Source organism: Methylobacillus gramineus, assembly GCF_020532675.1.
GTDB classification, from domain to species: Bacteria; Pseudomonadota; Gammaproteobacteria; order Burkholderiales; family Methylophilaceae; genus Methylobacillus; species Methylobacillus gramineus.
Genome location: NZ_JAJAVE010000001.1, coordinates 1 through 18,314, shown reverse-complemented (window position 1 = coordinate 18,314; position 18,314 = coordinate 1). Strand labels below are relative to the sequence as shown.

The 18,314-nt window shown below is 48.8% G+C and carries 15 protein-coding genes and 1 rRNA gene; 8 read left to right on the top strand and 8 right to left on the bottom strand.

Annotated elements, in window-relative coordinates:
• Positions 1 to 30: 30 nt before the first annotated feature.
• Positions 31 to 2,355, bottom strand: a complete 2,325-nt coding sequence (locus LG201_RS00080) for a DUF1549 and DUF1553 domain-containing protein (protein WP_226770155.1) — start codon at positions 2,353 to 2,355, stop codon at positions 31 to 33.
• A 487-nt stretch (positions 2,356 to 2,842) separates the two neighbouring features.
• Here LG201_RS00080 and LG201_RS00075 point away from each other — a divergent pair, with 487 nt between their 5' ends.
• Genes LG201_RS00075 through LG201_RS00065 form a run of 3 tightly spaced genes read left to right on the top strand, consistent with a single transcriptional unit; the run spans position 2,843 to position 8,736 of the window.
• Entirely contained in the window at positions 2,843 to 6,022 is a 3,180-nt protein-coding gene (locus LG201_RS00075; RefSeq protein ID WP_226770154.1) for an efflux RND transporter permease subunit, read from the top strand.
• The gene (locus LG201_RS00070) at positions 6,019 to 7,269 is read left to right on the top strand and encodes an efflux RND transporter periplasmic adaptor subunit (protein ID WP_226770153.1); all 1,251 of its coding nucleotides are present in this window, start codon (positions 6,019 to 6,021) and stop codon (positions 7,267 to 7,269) included. The genes LG201_RS00075 and LG201_RS00070 overlap by 4 nt, the downstream gene beginning before the upstream one ends.
• Positions 7,270 to 7,275: 6 nt before the next feature.
• On the top strand, positions 7,276 to 8,736 hold the full coding sequence (locus LG201_RS00065; RefSeq protein WP_226770152.1) for an efflux transporter outer membrane subunit: 1,461 nt from the start codon (positions 7,276 to 7,278) through the stop codon (positions 8,734 to 8,736).
• Between the two features lie 26 nt (positions 8,737 to 8,762).
• On the opposite strand, the gene LG201_RS00060 is transcribed toward LG201_RS00065, so the two are convergent.
• The 4 genes from LG201_RS00060 to birA are packed head-to-tail and all read right to left on the bottom strand — an operon-like array spanning position 8,763 to position 11,573.
• Positions 8,763 to 9,176 carry a hypothetical protein gene (locus LG201_RS00060; RefSeq protein ID WP_226770151.1) on the bottom strand — a complete coding sequence of 138 codons (414 nt, stop codon included), beginning with the start codon at positions 9,174 to 9,176 and terminating at the stop codon, positions 8,763 to 8,765.
• A gap of 8 nt (positions 9,177 to 9,184) precedes the next feature.
• Positions 9,185 to 9,844: an SPOR domain-containing protein gene (locus tag LG201_RS00055; RefSeq protein ID WP_226770150.1), complete on the bottom strand. Its 660-nt coding sequence runs from the start codon at positions 9,842 to 9,844 to the stop codon at positions 9,185 to 9,187.
• A complete protein-coding gene (locus LG201_RS00050) occupies positions 9,841 to 10,596 on the bottom strand; it encodes a type III pantothenate kinase (protein ID WP_226770149.1) in 756 nt (251 codons plus the stop codon). Before LG201_RS00050 ends, LG201_RS00055 begins: the two co-directional genes overlap by 4 nt.
• On the bottom strand, positions 10,596 to 11,573 hold the full coding sequence (gene birA, locus LG201_RS00045; RefSeq protein WP_226770148.1) for a bifunctional biotin--[acetyl-CoA-carboxylase] ligase/biotin operon repressor BirA: 978 nt from the start codon (positions 11,571 to 11,573) through the stop codon (positions 10,596 to 10,598). The genes LG201_RS00050 and birA overlap by 1 nt, the downstream gene beginning before the upstream one ends.
• A gap of 116 nt (positions 11,574 to 11,689) precedes the next feature.
• Between birA and LG201_RS00040 the strand changes: the two genes are divergently transcribed.
• Together LG201_RS00040 and LG201_RS00035 are read left to right on the top strand one after the other, a co-directional pair.
• Positions 11,690 to 13,456, top strand: a complete 1,767-nt coding sequence (locus tag LG201_RS00040) for a glutamine--tRNA ligase/YqeY domain fusion protein (protein WP_226770147.1) — start codon at positions 11,690 to 11,692, stop codon at positions 13,454 to 13,456.
• On the top strand, positions 13,457 to 14,044 hold the full coding sequence (locus tag LG201_RS00035) for a flavin reductase family protein (protein ID WP_226770146.1): 588 nt from the start codon (positions 13,457 to 13,459) through the stop codon (positions 14,042 to 14,044). It begins immediately after the preceding gene.
• Positions 14,045 to 14,077: 33 nt separating this feature from the next.
• On the opposite strand, the gene LG201_RS00030 is transcribed toward LG201_RS00035, so the two are convergent.
• Positions 14,078 to 14,401, bottom strand: coding sequence for a hypothetical protein (locus LG201_RS00030; RefSeq protein WP_226770145.1), 324 nt, complete (start codon positions 14,399 to 14,401; stop codon positions 14,078 to 14,080).
• Positions 14,402 to 14,503: 102 nt separating this feature from the next.
• Between LG201_RS00030 and cysK the strand changes: the two genes are divergently transcribed.
• Positions 14,504 to 15,442 carry a cysteine synthase A gene (gene cysK, locus LG201_RS00025; protein WP_226770144.1) on the top strand — a complete coding sequence of 313 codons (939 nt, stop codon included), beginning with the start codon at positions 14,504 to 14,506 and terminating at the stop codon, positions 15,440 to 15,442.
• Between the two features lie 81 nt (positions 15,443 to 15,523).
• Positions 15,524 to 16,600 (top strand): magnesium/cobalt transporter CorA, encoded by a 1,077-nt coding sequence (gene corA, locus LG201_RS00020; RefSeq protein ID WP_226770143.1) that lies wholly within the window; start codon positions 15,524 to 15,526, stop codon positions 16,598 to 16,600.
• 8 nt (positions 16,601 to 16,608) lie between these two features.
• Here corA and msrA read toward each other — a convergent pair whose 3' ends face one another.
• A complete protein-coding gene (gene msrA / locus LG201_RS00015; protein ID WP_226770142.1) occupies positions 16,609 to 17,151 on the bottom strand; it encodes a peptide-methionine (S)-S-oxide reductase MsrA in 543 nt (180 codons plus the stop codon).
• Between the two features lie 141 nt (positions 17,152 to 17,292).
• On the opposite strand from msrA, the gene LG201_RS00010 reads away from it, so the two are divergent.
• Positions 17,293 to 18,060: a ParA family protein gene (locus LG201_RS00010; protein WP_226770141.1), complete on the top strand. Its 768-nt coding sequence runs from the start codon at positions 17,293 to 17,295 to the stop codon at positions 18,058 to 18,060.
• Positions 18,061 to 18,202: 142 nt separating this feature from the next.
• Here LG201_RS00010 and rrf read toward each other — a convergent pair.
• A 5S ribosomal RNA gene (gene rrf / locus LG201_RS00005) occupies positions 18,203 to 18,314 on the bottom strand; the annotation flags it as partial.

Genomic DNA, 18,314 nt, shown 5'->3' with positions numbered 1-18,314 from the left:
CTTTTATTTATATTCAATTTTTGAGCGCTATTAAAAGCGATAGCTGAATTCGTTAGAGTTAGCCACGGTGTGGACTAGGTCGACAAAAGCAGAGGCACGGACTGGATCAAGTTGTTGTGTATCCTTCAACCCCACAGGCACTGCCAATGCGAGCCTGCCATCGGCATCCTTCAGTTTGGCCTTGATAATTTTTTCGTGGTTAGCAAGGAAAGCCGTCAAGGTCGCCTTTTCAGCTTTGTCAGGACTACGTGCAAACAAGATCTGATAGAGTTTTTCGATTTGTGCAGTCTCGTTACCCCCTGCCTCACTAATTACCTTGCCGGCAAGCGATTGCGACCATTCAAAAACAATATCGCTATTCACTAAAGCAAGTGCCTGCAATGGCGTAGTCGTGACGTCGCGCTTACTATGCACTTGCTGTGCAGATGCCATATCAAAGGTTGCAAGCAATGGATAAGGCACACTACGACGGGTAAAGACATACAAACTGCGACGGTTGTAATCCTGTTTATCACCAGACACTTGCCACAGCGCACCTGCATTCAGGTTAGAAGGCACAGGAGGCATCACGCTAGGTCCGCCTACTTTATCTTCAAGCTTGCCTGAGGCCACCAGCAAGGAGTCACGGATCTGTTCTGCATCCAGTCGCTTACGGGGGAACACTGCCAGCAGTTTGTTTTCAGGGTCTGCCTTGTATGCATCTTCTCGATAATCGGACGATTGGCGATACACGCTGGATAGCAGGATTTCCTTATGCAGCTTCTTGACGCTCCAACCTTGTTTCACAAAGTTGCTTGCCAGGTATTCCAGCAGCTCGGGGTTGCTAGGTTTGTCTCCAGCTCGACCAAAGTCGCTGACGGTGCGGACTATGCCAGTGCCAAAGTATTGATCCCACACTCGATTGACAAAGACACGAGCTGTCAGCGGGTTCTGCGGGCTGGCAATCCAGTTAGCCAAGGCCGTACGGCGACCTGAGGAGATCGATGTCGGAATGATCTGCGGTTTCTCGCTCGTCAACGCCGCAGGGAAGGCAGGCTGTACTTCGTCAAGGGGACGCTCGTGATTGCCGCCAAAGAAAACGAAGCTAGATGGCGCATCAGCATACCCAAGCTCAGTCATGGCTGAAATAGTGTTTGAACCTTTGGCAGGCTTGAGCTTGTCGAACTTCTTCAGATCATCAGTAAGCTTTTTATATTCCAGCCACTTTGATTCATTTTCAGCTACGTATTCAGGATTTTCCTTGCTTTCACCGCTCACTCGCAGATAGGCACCCAGATCTTCATCCGTAGTCACATTGGCCAAACGATGGTGTACCCAACGGTCTGTGGCATTCCACTCATTCTTGGGCTTAAAGATAGAATCGCGACTATCTGAGAGATAGCGCTCTTTGTGATACTGTTCTGCTGCTGCACGTAACGGCTCTATAATGGCAGCACGTTTAGCGCGAATTTCCTTGGTTGCCTCCTCCCACTTAGCTTTGTCTTGTTCATACCTAGCTTCAATTGAGCCACGTGGCGCGGGAATATTATCCACTGCACTCACATTGGAGAAGAATGCTTGCAAGGCAAAGTAGTCCTTCTGACTAATCTTGTCTGCCTTGTGGTTGTGGCATCGCGCGCATTCAAAAGTAGTACCTAATATCGCAGTACCCACTGTATCGGTAATATCAGTTGTGATCTGGTATTTACGCTGGATCAAATCCCGTGAGTTCTTGTTGTCCGGAAAACCTGCCATAAAACCTGTTGCCACCAGCGCATTGGTATCACCAGGATATAACTCATCTCCCGCCAACTGCTCTTTGACGAAGCGATCATAGGGTTTGTCTTCGTTAAAAGAATTGATCACGTAATCACGATACCGCCACATGCTCGGACGGGTTTGATCCCCTTGAAAGCCAGTACTGTCTGCGTATCGAGCAAGATCCAGCCATTTACGCGCCTGACGCTCACCATATCGCGGAGAAGAAAGTAAACGATCCACCAGCTTTTCATAAGCATCCGGCGATTTATCATTCACAAATGCATTGACTTCTTCAGTGGATGGAATCAAACCCCATGCATCCAGAGTGGCACGACGAATAAAAGCTGCACGGCTAGCCTCAGCAGATGGCTTAACACTACTTTCTTCAAGCTTCGCGAGTACAAATGCATCTATCGGGCTACGCACCCATTTTTTTTGTTGAACTGATGGTACCTGCGGAGTAGCCACAGGTTGCCAAGACCAATCTTTATTAGCTGATGAGGTCTTACTGGCGGCTGGCTTTGCTGTTTTCTCAGCATCAGCCTCCGCCGCAAGAGTGGCAGTCGCGCCACTCAACAACACAGCTAAAATCAAGTATCTAAAATTATGCTTCATTGGACGATCCCTTAATAAACGGATAATCAGCATTTCGAAATTGTTCGAAACCACTAGAATTAAATCGCCCACCACCTCTGCATTTATTGTGCCAAGACAAAACCCTCTCGACAAAAACACACAACCAGTTGATTTAGTTATAAATAATATTAAATTGTTTTTTCTCCTTCTGAATACTTCTAATCATTAATGCTGATGCAACAACAGAGGAAATCAGTCCCGCTGTTTATGGCAAAACAGAAGATATATTTCCATGCCAATCTGGCAACTGCACCACATTCAGACAACTGCGCACAACCAAACAGATCAGCACCCTTAAAGTGTTTAAATTCAAACACCAAATCCACTATAAAGCCCCATTAACGCCAGCCAGCAGTGAATATTAGCGGGTACGATTTTTGCTATTCACATCCGTCCTTCATATAGAAGGACTGGGAATCATTTCATTGCAGATATTCACCAAGAAATATCGGAGCTAAATTCAGTCATGTGGATAGTCAATATTGCACTTCGCCGCCCCTATACTTTTATAGTAGCGGCGCTCCTCATTGTGTTATCTACACCTTATGTACTGCGCAATATGCCCACAGATATCTTCCCGGATATCAACATTCCAGTGATTGCAATCAGCTGGTCCTATAACGGCTTATCAGCACGTGAGATCGCGGATCGAATTACCAACCCAACGCTGCGCGGGCTCAATCAGACTGTAGAAGATGTGGAACATACAGAATCTGTTTCGCTAGCGGGCCTATCCATTAGCAAGATTTTCTTTCAGCAAGGGACAGATATACGCTCGGCAATGACCCAAGTGCTATCCAATGTCACGACAGCACAACGCTCAATGCCGCAGGGGATGCAACCTGCACAGGTAGTGCAGTATTCTGCGACCGACCTGCCACTAATACAGCTCGGTCTTTCAAGCGATACCGTGTCTGATATTGAGATTGGCGATGCAGTAAATAACTCTCTTCGTCCCAGCCTGCTCAAAATCAAAGGCGTTACCATGACCTTCCCTTACGGCAATCGTGGGCGTCAGGTGGCAGTCAATCTAAATAATGCAGCACTTATAGCCAAGGGCCTGACGCCGGCTGATGTCAGTAGCGCTATTGCTTCACAAACATTGATTCTCCCAACGGGCACAATCAAGCTCGGAGAGAGCCAATATGATGTCAGCCTCAATGGTGCCATTTCCAGCATACCCAAACTCGGTGATATCCCCATTCGGACTATCAACGGCAATACTATTTACGTGAGGGATGTCGCACAGGTACGTGATGGATCTACACCAGCCACTAATATCGTACGACAGAACGGTGAACGTGGCATTCTGGTCTCAGTATTGAAAACCGGTGGCGCCTCATCCCTGGAGGTAGTCAACAATGTCAAAGCTGCGCTACCCAAGGCAATGGAAGCACTTGAAGGCATCAAGCTCAAGGCCATGTTTGACCAATCATTATTCGTCAAGGCCGCGATCAGCAATGTGGTATTTGAAGCGCTGATTGCTGCGGCACTGACCGCAGCATTAATCCTGCTATTTCTCGGCAGCTGGCAAACCACCGCAATTATTGCGGTATCTATCCCCTTGTCCATCATGTCTTCACTGATTGTGCTGCATTTGATAGGTGAAACCATCAATCTAATGACCCTAGGAGGCCTCGCTCTTGCGATCGGGATTCTGGTTGATGATGCGACAGTGGAAATCGAAAACGTAGAGCGACACATGCATATGGGCAAACCTCCCCATCAAGCCATCCTGGACGGCGCTGCTGAAATCGCGGTACCCGCTTTTGTTTCCACGCTTTGCATTTGCATTGTGTTTGCGCCCATGTTTTTTCTGGAAGGCATCACACGATATCTTTTTGTACCCATGGCGGAAGCCGTGATATTTGCCATGCTAGCTTCATACATTATCTCCCGCACACTAGTACCGACATTGGTGATGTTCATGATGACGGCAAACAGGACAGGCAAGCCATCTGGCAACTTATGGCTATTTCAAGGCCTGCATCATAAATTCAACCAAGGCTTTGAAACTTTTCGCCGCTACTACATCAGCCTGTTAGGAGCACTACTCAATAGGCGCCGTCATTTCAGTCTGCTCTTTATTCTTTTCAGTTTGCTCTCATTAGGCATCTACCCTCTATTAGGGCAAGACCTTTTCCCAGAAGTCGATGCGGGCCAGATTCGCCTGCATATCCGTGCTGCCTCTGGCACGCGTCTGGAGGAGATGCCGAAACTGGTAGAAAAAATAGAGCATCATATCAAGAGCGTGATTCCTGCGACTGAAATCGGCAATGTGCTGGATATTGTCGGAGGGCCATACTCCCCTCGCAACACCTTGTTTGGCAATGCAGGCACGGTAGAGTCCTCTGATTCTGAAATCATGCTTTCCTTGATCAACTACAAGAATAAACCAACCGCAGATTACATTGCTGAGCTTCGCAAACAGCTGCCACGCGCATTTCCTGGTGTGGAGTTTTTCTTCCAACCGGCTGACCAGGTCAGCCAAACTCTGAATTTCGGCATTCCAGCTCCCATTGACATTCTGTTCAAGGGCAACAAGATTGAGGAAAATACGGCTCTGGCCAACAGCTTCAGCAATAAGTTACGAGAGATCCCCGGTGTAGTAGATGCCCATGTCCACCAACGCTGGAGTAAGCCTGTGCTGAGATTGGAAATGGATAGGGCACGCTTACACCAGCAGGGTCTAACCGCAACAGATGTTGCACAGAACCTCATGATATCCCTCAGCGGCAGCATGCAAACCGCTCCTCTATATTGGCTCAACCCGACAAACGGGAACACTTATAACATTGGCGTCAACTCCTTGGAGTCAGATCTGTCCAGTATAGATGCACTGCTCAGAACTCCAGTGAAAAGCAGCAACAGTGAGCCGCAACTGTTAGGTAACCTGGTCAAGATATCCCGCTCCGCGCAGCAGCCAGTTGTTTCGCATTACGATGTCAATCAAGTGGTCAATGTCTATGCCAGCGTTCAAGGACGTGATCTTGGTAGCGCAAGCCGTGCCATCCAGAAATTGGTGGATGAAACTCGCGAACAGTTGCCCAAGGGCTCGGAAATTGAAATCCGCGGCCAGAGTCTGACACTGGACAATGCCTTTATCGGTCTAGGCACTGGCTTGATTGTAGCCATCGTCTTGGTCTACTTGCTCATCGTAGTCAACTTCCAGTCGTGGCTGGATGCTGCCATCATCATCACTGCACTCCCAGCGGCACTGGCAGGGATCGCCTGGACCTTGTTCTTGAGCGGCACTACGCTCAGCGTACCGGCACTCACCGGAATGATCATGAGTATCGGCGTAGTCACTGCCAATAGCATATTGGTTATCTCCTTTGCCCGCACACAACTAGCCCTTGGCGTTCCACCAATTACAGCAGCACTTGATGCCGGTGCTACACGTTTACGGCCCGTTTTAATGACCGCTTCCGCCATGATAGTCGGAATGCTACCAATGGCACTGGGACTCGGTGAAGGCGGAGAACAGAATGCACCGCTCGGTCGAGCAGTAATTGGCGGCTTATTGTTTGCCACGGTCTCCACCTTACTGTTCGTACCAGTTGTATTTGCAAGTCTCCATCGTAGACGTCAATCCACAAGACATCCTCACTTTAACCAAACTCAACCCGAGCCAACCACGCCATGACCAATATCGACAATCACTTGCTGGCCCCCTCTGCTCCAGACTCAGCGCTGACTCTGAAACGTTTCAGCTGGATATGCCTGTTGCTGGTAGCTATCCTGCTAATTGGCGGCTTGTTGCGCTTTACTCTGAATACAACAGAAGCTTTCGCGCTGGAGTCTCGCACCAAAGAAAACCTACAACGCTCAGTCAACTTTACTTACGCCAAGCCTGGTAATCTGGTTAACAATGTTACGCTTCCCGCTACGCTACGTGGCTATAGCGAAGCCGTCCTTTACGCACGAAGTAACGGATATCTGTCAGCTTGGTACAAGACGCTGGGTGACAAAGTCAAAAAAGGGGAGTTGCTGGCGCAGATTGAAACTCCTGAGCAAACCCAAGAGTTGGCTCAGGCACAAGCCTCTCTTGATTTAGTACAAGCCCGGCAAGCACTTGCTAAACTGACTCAAGAGCGATGGGAGTTGCTGCGCCAGCGTGAATCCGTTACCCAGCAGGACCTTGAAGAGAAGCGTAGTCTGCTCGCGCAAGCCAATGCTGAACTCGAAGTGGCAAAAACCACAGTCAAACGTCTACAGCAACTGGAAGACTATCGAAGCATCACCGCTCCTTTTTCCGGCACCATTATCAGCCGGCATGTAGATTTGGGAACTCTGGTTACCTCAGGTAGCAATGCACTATTTACGCTTGCACAAACCGAAAAATTGAGAATCTCACTGTGGATACCACAGGTCTATGCCACCAGCATTAAGCAAGGACAACAGGTTCAAATCACTCTGAATGAAATTCAGGATAAATCATTTACTGGCACCATTGCACATGTCTCAGGAGCCATTGATCCAGCCACACGTTCACGCCAAGTTGAAATTCTGCTACCCAACCCCCTTGGAGAACTTATTCCAGGGGCATTTGTTGATGTCAACTTAGATCTGGTCAGCTCATTAAAAACACTGATAGTGCCTGCAGGGGTGCTCATCTTGGGTAAAAATGAACCTAGCATTGCGATATTAAATGCGGATAACAAAATTGAGTTTCAGCCAGTACGATTAGGGCGCGATCTGGGTAAAACTGTAGAAATTCTTAGCGGTATTACCAACAAGGACAGGCTTGTTATTAATCCATCAGACTCATTGCAGGAAAATGAGCAGGTATTAGCACAAGAAGCGCCACCGCAAGAAGACAAGAAACAGGAAAAATCCACAAATAAAAACAATAAAGCCACTACGCCCAACACAGAGAAACCCAGGAGTTAGCAAAGCATGAAGCGTACGACTCAAGCATTATCCCTGGTATGGCTGCTGGCCGGATGTGCTGCGGTAGGCCCTGACTACCATAAACCAGCCTTAGAAGTCCCTGTCAGTTGGCAGGAAGAATGGCGCTCAGCAGCTCCTAGTGATGGACTGAGTAAAGGTGCATGGTGGGAGATATTTGAGGACGCTGAGCTGAATCGACTGGAACAACAGGCTCTAAGTCGCAATCAATCTCTTAAGGCTAGCATCGCCAGACTAGAACAGGCCAGAGCCCTTACAAGAATTTCTCGGGCATCTTACTTGCCGACATTAGAAGTTGGGGTAAACGCTACGCGAACTCAACCTTCAGCCAACAGACCCAACAATGCCCGTAATGCCAGCGTTTCCACCAACATCCAGACAAACCTGAATCCAGTATTTAGTGCAGCTTATGAAGTTGATCTGTTTGGTCGTATTTCCAGGGAGGTGGAATCTAGCTCGGCAAGCCAACAACAAATAGCAGCTGACCTTGAAAATATCAAGTTAATTCTAGCGGCAGATATTGCTGCCAATTATTTCAATTTATGTGCTCAAAATGCGGAAATAGAAGCGTTAGCACAAATTATCGCGATACAAAAAGGCACAGTAGAGCTTATCCATTTCAGACAGGAGACTGGTGTAGCTTCAAAACTGGACAGTCTGCAACAAGAATCCCTGCTCAACAGCACTCAGGCACAACACAACCTATTAACAAGTCAGCGTGATCAGACACGGCATGCGCTCGCAACTTTAACCGGGGTTCCAGTCTCCGAATTCACGATTGCTGATAGACAACTGCCAGCAAGCATTCCCAGTGTTCCTCTGGATTTGCCGGCGTATATCCTTGAAAGAAGGCCAGATGTAGCGTCTGCCGAACGTGCTGTTGCTGCTGCCAATGCGCAAATCGGAGTGGCAACAGCAGCCCGATTCCCAAATTTAAGATTAACTGCCAGCAGAGGTTGGCAAAGTAGTGAGCTCAATAACTTGCTTGATGCACCTAGTATTGTCTGGTCATTAGGCCTAGCGCTTAGCCAGACCATATTTGATGGCAACCGTAATCGTGCGCGGGTAGATTTCGCCAAGGCAGGGCATGAGCTGGCTGCAGCGAATTATAGGCAGACGGTATTGCTTGCCCTACAAGAAGTCGAGGATGGCTTGAGTATAGACAAAGCTCTGGCAGATGCCGCCGAAAATAACCTAGCGGCAGAGCATGCCTCCACACAGGCTGTAGATATTATTGAGCATCAATACAAAAATGGTCTTGCTACGTCTTTTGAGTTATTTATCGCAAGAAAGGTACAGCTCGAAAATCGCAGACTAGTACAGCAGATTACAGGCCAGCAACTAATTAATACGGTATATCTGATCAAGACTCTAGGCGGAGGATGGCAAGGAAACTTACCTTCGGTTAATGCTAAAGATTCTTCCGCCCCATCATTCAACTCTATGTAAATAATGAGGCAGGAGTGCCCACAGTATTAAGTTTTGTTTTCACTGGCAGCTGGTTCTGATTTTACTTCTGTACTTGCTGCTTTTGTATTGTCACTATTTTTGCTGCTCGTGCCACTACTGTGTGACACTGCCTTATCGGCAGTTTTAGCCCGAGGCTTACGTGGTGCCTTTGGCTTGGTAAGCGTTTTTTTGTCTTCCGTAGCAGCAACTTTAGGTTTTCTGGTGCTAACAGTTTTGGCATCAGCAGATTTAGGCTTAGCAGTCGGTTTTTTTCTGCTATTAGCAGGCTTGGGCTTGACGGGTGTACTTGTCTGGGCGTTGACAGGTGTAGTTTTATCACCATCAATCACATCGGTGACCACCTTGCTCAATATACGCTTACCAGCAACAACGGCAGCAGCCAACGCAATTTTCTTGACGATATCTTTGAGAATTCCCATACAGACTCCTATTGACAAATAACCTGTTTAAGTTCGCTGCCAGGGAAGCTAGCTCCCAGCTTGTTCAACTCTATCGCCATTTCTGAGGACATGTTGTTAATCAACAAGCTGGATCGGCCTTTTTCCTGGTTACGTATCCCTTTTTGTGCGGATACCACCCCGCGTTGCTTTAACTGCTCTAGCAGTTTAGTCGCTAATCGCTCATCCTTAAAGACTCCCAGCGAAATTGCGTTACGCCAGGGTGCTTCTTGAATAATAAAACTGACATCTACGCCTAGCGCTTTCAACTCCACCACTTTATCCTGCGCAGCTTGTGCAGATGGCAGTGGCGGGATATACACCCAGTAGCGCATGGTTTCTCTAGACGTTTTCTGCTCCACAGTGGCAATCAATGAGTTTTGCACCAGAATGTTTTGCGCCTGCTTCAGACTCTGCTCTGCAAAACTACCCCACTCATAGCAACCATAGACCTCGTCTGGCTTCGGGCTTCCCTCAACCTCACCGATTTTAGGTAAGGCTTCCACCTCTTCCGGGATCAGCAGTTTGATTTTCTCTGGCTGCAAAGGTTGATGTAAAGGCTGCTGAGGTTGTTCAGGTGCCTTGCTCAGAGCAAACCAGCTAAAAAACCCAATATTCAACACCAGCAGCGCACCCATTAACCACTTCATAACGCATCTCTTTCCAAATGCCACAAGCCTTGCAACACAAGGTTTTCTTCCAGCACATGCTCTCTTGCGAGCGCATGTCTCTGCAATAAAGGCAGCAGTGTTTCTGCATCCCCGCCACTCACGATACAGGGTACCACCTGACCGCAATGCTCGCTCAAGCGCTGCAGCATATTATCCACAGCACCACACATGGCATTTAATATGCCACTGTAGACGGCATCAGCGGTATTCACAGGGAAATCCTGCAAATCCCCTGCCTGATCGGCAATATTTGCCGTTGCCAAGCCCAAGCTTGATTGCATCAAACGCAACCCCGGCACAATGATGCCGCCGACAAATCGGCCTTGCTCCGGCCCGGTTCGTTCCAATAAATCCACGGTCAATGCGGTACCTGCATTGACCACGACACAACTCTTTTTATAGTGCTGCCACGCGGCCACCATGGCGGCCCAGCGGTCTATCCCGAGCTGTGTGCTATCTTCATAACCATTTGTCAGTCCGCAGGCTTGAGCACTTGCAGTGATCCAGTTCAAAGGTATGCCCAGCGGCACCAGGCGCTGCATCAACGCCTCACGACGACTCTCTCCTGCCACATTGGCCACCACGGCACGACTACACGCCTGCCAGCAATCAGGCGTGAGCTGTGCATGACCATGCGCCAGACTACCGCGTTGCGCTATGTCACCTTGACGTGTAAACACAGCCCATTTAATCCGCGTATTCCCGGCATCGATAGCCAATAACTTATCCATCAGGCGGCACCTCGCAAGCTGATTTCACCTGAGGAGAAACGTTGCACACCATGATCGGTATTGACCAGGAGCACACCATCCTGCGCCACGCCATTCACCGTACCGTGTAACTCGCGTCCATCAGGGAATAACAGGCGTACCGCTTGCTGATGGTAAGCATGATATTGCTCCCACTCATTTCGCAGACTTTCAAAACCCTGGCTTTCAAATTGCTCAAGCACACAGGCTAACTGATTCAGTAACGCCCCCAATAGTTCATTGGGATTGATATTCTGCTTGCTTAAACGGGCTAGATCCGTAACCGGCTGATCAATTTGTGCCCGCACAGCGGCCGGTAATTTTAAATTGAGACCTATCCCAATCACAGCGGCACTGGGACCATCCATATCGCCCTGTAACTCAATGAGGATACCTGCCAACTTGTCACGCCCAACCAATATGTCGTTGGGCCATTTCAACTGCACGTTATCAATGCCAAGCGCACGCAAGGTGCGAATCAAGGCAATGCCAACGCCCAGGCTCAGGCCTGACAACGCAGCCGCTCCTGCCTGAAAGCGCCAGAGCAAGGAAAAGGTCAGGCTCGCACCCAATGCGGCCTGCCAGCTTCGACCACGTCGACCCCGGCCTTTGGTTTGCAACAAGGCAGCGATGCAACTGGCATGCGGTGCACCATTGGCCGCCTGTTGCATCAAGTACGTATTGGTAGAGTCTATTTCATCATGCAGTTCCAGCCGAAATTGCTTGCGACGTTCACCCAAGGCAGTCAGCACGGGTTCATAATCGAGCAACTGCACTGGCTCCGGTAGACGGTAACCACGTCCTCGCACGGAAAAGACCTCCACACCCAGGGCTTCAGCTGCCTGCATGGCATTCCATACAGATGCACGCGTCACAGAGAACTGACGCGCAATATCCTCACCTGAGTGAAAACGGCCATCCGCCAGCAACCTAAGTATAGGGAAAACGAGATTATTCATAGAATAAGGCGAGTATATCAGCAGCCTAATCCGTGAGCACGCGAGCCAAGTGAACACCAAGCGCCTAACCAATGTAAAATAGCGCCATATTCACAGCAATGTATATTCCATACCCCATGTCTTCTGATAAAACTCCCGTTGCCCCTGCCGCCAATTTCATTCGCAATATCGTTGAACGCGATCTTGAACAAGGCACTTATGCCAGCCGTCGCTGGAGCGGTGCACCCGGAGATGCTAGCCAACAAGCATCAGGCGAACCCGACCCGGCCAAAATTCGCACGCGCTTTCCGCCTGAACCCAATGGCTATCTGCATATTGGTCATGCAAAATCCATCTGTCTGAATTTTGGCCTGGCACGGGATTATGGTGGCGTATGCCACATGCGTTTTGACGATACCAATCCGGAAAAAGAAGAGCAGGAATATGTAGACTCCATCAAGGACACGGTGAAATGGCTGGGATTTGGCTGGGATGCGTTTGATCAATCCCACCTTTACTTTGCCAGCAATTATTTCGACTTCATGTACCGCGCTGCTGAAGCACTGATCAACAATGGCTACGCGTATGTAGACCAGCAGTCGGCAGAAGACATGCGCGCAAACCGTGGCACCCTGACAGAGTCTGGCAAAGACTCTCCATGGCGCAACCGCCCGGTTGAAGAGTCGCTACACCTATTCCATGAAATGCGTGATGGTCAACATGCCGATGGCAGCATGGTGTTACGCGCCAAGATTGATATGGCCTCACCCAACATCAACCTGCGTGACCCGGCTATTTACCGCATCAAGCGCGCCCATCACCACAATACGGGGGACAAGTGGTGCATTTACCCGATGTATACCTTTGCCCACCCTCTGGAAGACGCGCTGGAACAAATCACCCATTCCATCTGTACGCTTGAGTTCGAAGATCAGCGTCCATTCTACGACTGGGTGCTGGAGCGCCTAGCGGAAGCGGGTCTGCTTGCCAACCCATTGCCCAAGCAATATGAATTCTCACGTCTTAACCTGACCTATGTCGTATTGTCCAAGCGCAAGCTGATTGAACTGGTAGAGAACAAGCATGTCAGCGGCTGGGATGATCCCCGCCTGCCAACCCTGGCCGGTGCGCGCCGCCGAGGCTACACGCCAGAAGGCTTCCGTTTGTTTGCGGATCGTATCGGCGTTTCCAAATCAGACTCCTGGATTGAATACACGATTCTTGAAGACTGCATGCGCGAAACGCTCAATGAATCGGCAGAACGCCGCATTGCTGTACTGGATCCGATCAGGCTGGTAATTGATAACTATCCTGAAGGCCAAAGCGAGGACTGCTTTGCCCCCAACCACCCGCTGAAACCAGAACTGGGCAAGCGTACCGTGCAATTGTCCAAAGAATTATGGATAGAACGCGAAGACTTTATGGAGGCCCCCACCAAAGGCTATTTCCGCCTGTTCCCGGATGGAATGGTGCGATTGCGCTACGGTTACGTGGTGAAGTGCACAGGGTTTGAGAAAGACGCGGATGGCAAGGTCACTACCGTGCATTGCGACTACCTGCCTGACACCAAGTCCGGTACTCCTGGTGCAGACAGTATCAAAGTAAAGGGCAACATTCACTGGGTTTCCGTCAATCACGCCTATGCAGCTGAAATCCGACTGTATGACAGACTATTCAAGGAGGCACACCCTGGTGCCGCAGACCGCAACTATCTTGATGATATCAACCCTGATTCTGTCCACACCATTACCGCGCAACTGGAACCAGCCCTGAAAGAGGCGCAGGCAGAAGAGCGCTTCCAATTTGAACGTCACGGCTACTTTGTCGCAGACAAGAGAGAGTCCAAAGCAGGCAACCCAGTATTCAACCGCACCGTTACCCTACGCGATCACTGGCATAAATAAATGGCTATTACCGCAGTAGAACTCAAGCATGCTTACCGCTTGCTCAATCATGGGCCTGTCGTGCTGGTATCTGCAACACATGCTGGCAAGCAGAACATCATGGCAGCCGCCTGGAATATGCCTCTAGACTTTGATCCAGCCAAGATCGCGGTTGTCATCGATAAAAATACTTATACCCGTGGACTGATCGAAGGTGCAGGAACCTTTGCTATCAACGTCCCATGCATACAGCAAAGTGAGATCGTGATGCAGGTCGGCTCATCCAGTGGCAAAGAAGAACGGTTTATTGAGACTGATAAATTTGCTGCTTATCACTTGCCCACTTTTCCTGCAGCAAGCATAGAAGCCCCTTTGCTAGAGGGCTGTGTAGCATGGCTTGAGTGTAGGCTATTGCAGGAAGTAGAAAACCAGCAAAAATATGATTTATTTATTGGTGAGGTCGTCGCTGCCTATGCCGATACCCGAGTGTTTTCCAACGGGCGCTGGCATTTTGAAGGCCAGGATCAACTTCGCACATTGCATTACATCGCAGGAGGCGCTTTCTTTGCCACCGGCGATAGTTTGTCTATTCCACCGGCTACGCTATAGGTACTAGCGATAGCGGGTCGTGAGTCTGCAAGCTTATTGCTCCTGCACACTAGCAATCGTCCACACTTGTTGATCTTTATCTCGCGTCTTTGAGCATCCCAGTGCAATCGGTTCCTGCCCTGGCTGCAATACATGCTTGGTGTGATCTGCGGTTTGCACGCCCATAAACCATCTATCCAGCCAAACAACCAAAGGCTTATCTGCATTGATTTGCAGCAGAATCAGCTTTCCGTCATTGGACAAACACTCTGAGCTCTCATCCTCAATCAAGGCCACCCTGGGGTCTTGGATATCAGCAGCATGGACATTGAATGTCAGCAAACCCGTTAGCCAAAATAGCGAAAAATACTTAGACATCCTATCTCCAATCAAATAAGCCAGACCGGCTAGCTGTGGGCTCTGGTTGTGGGCTTGAGTACAGTGTATTACTCTATGGCCTATCCATTCAGCAGGTGCCTTATGCGTATTGCCAATAACACTGCCGAGCTCATCGGCAACACCCCTTTAGTTCGCCTCAACAGAACCGCCACTGGCATAGACTCCACGACGACCATCGCCTGTAAGCTTGAGTATTTTAACCCAGCTCATAGTGTAAAAGACCGCATTGCGGTATCTATTATGGATGCCTTGACGCAAGCAGGCCGCATCAAGCCTGACAGCATTATCATAGAAGCCACAAGTGGCAATACCGGCATAGGGTTGGCCATGGTATGTGCCTCACGCGGCATCCGCTGTGCCTTTGTAATGCCTGAAACCATGAGTCGAGAACGCAGGCTAATACTCAAGGCTTATGGTGCGGAACTCATCCTGACACCCGGTCCTGAAGGCATGCCTGGGGCGATTAAAAAAGTAGAGGAGCTGGCAGCAGCAGATTCACGCTATATCATTGCACAGCAATTTGATAACCCTGCCAATCCTGACATTCACAGAAGAACCACTGCGGAAGAAATCTGGCGCGATACGGATGGCCAAGTCGACATTATTGTCTCGGGCATAGGAACGGGTGGCACGATCACCGGCATCGGAGAAGCGCTTAAACCACGAAAACCAGGCCTGCAGATGATTGCTGTAGAACCGGATGCCAGTCCGGTGCTATCTGGTGGTCAACGCGGCCCCCACCCCTTGCAGGGAATAGGGGCTGGCTTTATTCCAACTATCCTGAATACAGATATTTATGATGAAATCGTCCGGGTCAAAAATGAAGATGCCATGAATACGGCAAGGCGTATGGCCACTGAAGATGGATTATTAGTCGGCATTTCATCGGGTGCCGCTACCTGGGCAGCCCTTGAAGTTGCCAGACGTCCAGAAAATCATGGCAAACTGATTGTCGTCATCATCCCTTCTTTTGGCGAACGCTACCTTTCTACCCCCTTATTCAGCGACCTGGAAGTGTAATTCATACCCTGGTCTGGACATCGCCCATGTCGGATATGCCCGGCACAACACCATCCATGCCGTAGCAGGAGTGTAGTATTCATGAAAAAAAGACGTCACTCACACAGCAAAAAAATCGGGCTGCCGCCAGGCACGCTGATGCACACTGGTGATATCAAAACCTCACATATACAACTGACCTTGTTCAGTTACACAGCGGATTTCATCGAAGAAAAAACCATCAGCTCCCTGGATGAAATCCACAATACCCAGTTGCCGGACAATACCATTCTCTGGCTAAATATACACGGCTTGCATGACCCAGCACTGATTGCCGCCATTGGCCAAAAATTCAAACTCCATCCACTGGTGCTGGAAGATATCCTGAATACCGACCAACGTCCCAAAACAGATGCCTATGAGGACTATCTGTATCTGGTGACACGATTCTTCAGTTATGACTCCGAGCAAATGGCGATCAATTCAGAACAAATCAGCCTGATTCTTGGGGATAAGTTCGTCCTGTCATTTCAAGAGCGCCCAACCGGTTCATTTGATCCTGTGCGGGAAAGGTTGCGTGCCAATAAGGGTTTGCTCAGAAAGTCCGGTGCAGATGTATTGGCTTATGCCCTACTGGATATGATAGTTGACCAATATTTCGCCATGCTGGAGCAAATGAGCGACGATTGCGAAAAACTCGAAGAGCAGTTGTTACGTAAACCTTCAGATGCGGTATTACAAAGCATCCATAGACTCAAACGTGAAACCATGGATTTACGCCGAGCCGTCTGGCCATTACGCGAGATCATCAATAGCTTGATCCGTAACGAATTTGGCTTTTTTCAGGAAAGCACCATTCTTTACTTGCGTGACGTCTATGATCACAGTATTCATTTCATCGAATCACTGGAATCACTACGTGACCTGCTCGCAGGCATGCTGGATATTTACCTTTCCAGTATCAGCAACCAGGTCAATAAAGAAGTCCGCATACTCACGGTGGTCACCATGCTGTTTATGCCAGCAACATTGATCTCAGGCATATTCGGCATGAATTTTGAGCATATGCCGTTATTGAATGACGACTGGGGTTTTTGGTTTGCAATAGGGCTAATGCTGTTGGTTGCTGGCGGTATGGCATTGCATTTCTGGCGCAGGCAATGGCTGAGCAGGCATTGATACCAGACTTATCGAGTACCCTTTAACTTATCCGCATATTTGGCACGAATTTTTGCTACTTTAGGTGCAGCCACTGCCAGGCAATAGGACTGTTGTGGATTTTTGGCAAAATATTGCTGGTGATAATCCTCGGCAGGATAAAAGTGTTCATCATCATTAATTTGGGTCACTATCGGTGCACCAAATACATGATGCAGGTTAAAACTTTCAATTATCTGCTCTGCACTGGCCCGTTGCTGCTCATTTTGACAAAATATGGCAGAGCGATACTGAGTGCCTACATCATGTCCCTGGCGATTAAGCGTCGTAGGATCATGGATTAAAAAGAATATCTCCAACAGCACCTCAAAACTGATGAGTGAAGCATCGAAAGTGATCCTGATCGCCTCTGCATGACCAGTCTCCCCAGTACATATGTCTTTGTAACTCGGATTCAGTGTCTGACCACCGATATAGCCAGACACCACAGACTCAACACCATTCAGTTGGCTGAATACTGGTTCAGTACACCAGAAACAACCACCTGCAAGCACCGCAATAGACTTGGTCACAACAGCTCCTTTGAGGGGCAATAAAGTTTAACTGGCAAAAAGTACGGTATTAATGCTTCAAATCTGCAGATTAAGCTACAGGCTTATGCGGGATAATGCAGCTTCCGATCCTGCAGACTATTTGGATGATCAAAGAGTATTATGGCGCGTATTGCAGTTTTTAACCAGAAAGGCGGGGTGGCCAAAACCACCACGGCCCTGAATCTTGCCGGTGCATTGCAACGTACGGGTAAGCAAACGCTATTGATCGACATGGACCCACAAGCGCATCTGACGCAGATTCATGGCCATGTTCCTGAAAGTGCAAAGCAAAGCCTGTTTGGCTTCTATCAAGATGACAAACCACTGTACCATCTGGAGGTCGAGTGGACAGGCCTGGGCCATCTCATCCCATCCCACAAGGAACTGATTAAAGTCGATTCAGCCTTTGGCAAAGGGCAAGCGATACTGAATAAATTGCGCCATGGCCTCGATGTAGCAGACAAACTGTATATGGGGCGTCATACCTTGATTGATTGCTGCCCTTATCTGGGTACGCTCTCACTGAATGCTATCTTTGCTGCAGATCTCATTATTATCCCAATTTCATCCGACTTTCTTTCGCTCAAAGGCGCAAAAAAAGTCGCAGACACATTAGCAGCCATAGAACCTGTATTAAAACGGCGTATAGAGCGACGTTATCTGCTTACACGCTTTGACCGCAGGCGCGGCATGACATTTCAAGTACAAAACAAAGCTAAGCAACTATTTGGCAATGATCTGCTTGAAACCGTCATTTCAGAGAATGTCTCAGTGGCGGAGAGTCCGGAATATGGGATCGATATATTCCGTCATCAACCGAATAGTACCGGTGCACAGAACTACCTTGCCCTTCTTATTGAATTAGCCCAGAAGTGGCGTAATGAATAGTAAAAGCGACTTGTGATATCAACAAAAGCAATCAAAAGCAATAAAGGTGTAATACTTTAATATATGTCCAATACGTGCCACAAGCATAGAAACGGAACATGAAAAAAGCCCACTAGTTTCCTAGCGGGCTTTCTGAATAAAAGCCTGGCGGTGACCTACTTTCGCATACGAGAAGTATACTATCATTGGCGCAGAATCGTTTCACGGCCCTGTTCGAGATGGGAAGGGGTGGGTCCAATTCGCTATGGCCGCCA

Coding starts and splice junctions, on each gene's coding strand:
- LG201_RS00030 (WP_226770145.1), bottom strand. CDS start 14,401: ATGTCTAAGTATTTTTCGCTATTTTGGCTAACGGGTTTGCTGACATTC.
- corA (WP_226770143.1), top strand. CDS start 15,524: ATGAAAAAAAGACGTCACTCACACAGCAAAAAAATCGGGCTGCCGCCA.
- birA (WP_226770148.1), bottom strand. CDS start 11,573: ATGAATAATCTCGTTTTCCCTATACTTAGGTTGCTGGCGGATGGCCGT.
- LG201_RS00050 (WP_226770149.1), bottom strand. CDS start 10,596: ATGGATAAGTTATTGGCTATCGATGCCGGGAATACGCGGATTAAATGG.
- LG201_RS00040 (WP_226770147.1), top strand. CDS start 11,690: ATGTCTTCTGATAAAACTCCCGTTGCCCCTGCCGCCAATTTCATTCGC.
- cysK (WP_226770144.1), top strand. CDS start 14,504: ATGCGTATTGCCAATAACACTGCCGAGCTCATCGGCAACACCCCTTTA.
- LG201_RS00035 (WP_226770146.1), top strand. CDS start 13,457: ATGGCTATTACCGCAGTAGAACTCAAGCATGCTTACCGCTTGCTCAAT.
- LG201_RS00080 (WP_226770155.1), bottom strand. CDS start 2,355: ATGAAGCATAATTTTAGATACTTGATTTTAGCTGTGTTGTTGAGTGGC.
- LG201_RS00070 (WP_226770153.1), top strand. CDS start 6,019: ATGACCAATATCGACAATCACTTGCTGGCCCCCTCTGCTCCAGACTCA.
- LG201_RS00065 (WP_226770152.1), top strand. CDS start 7,276: ATGAAGCGTACGACTCAAGCATTATCCCTGGTATGGCTGCTGGCCGGA.
- LG201_RS00055 (WP_226770150.1), bottom strand. CDS start 9,844: ATGAAGTGGTTAATGGGTGCGCTGCTGGTGTTGAATATTGGGTTTTTT.
- LG201_RS00075 (WP_226770154.1), top strand. CDS start 2,843: ATGTGGATAGTCAATATTGCACTTCGCCGCCCCTATACTTTTATAGTA.
- LG201_RS00060 (WP_226770151.1), bottom strand. CDS start 9,176: ATGGGAATTCTCAAAGATATCGTCAAGAAAATTGCGTTGGCTGCTGCC.
- LG201_RS00010 (WP_226770141.1), top strand. CDS start 17,293: ATGGCGCGTATTGCAGTTTTTAACCAGAAAGGCGGGGTGGCCAAAACC.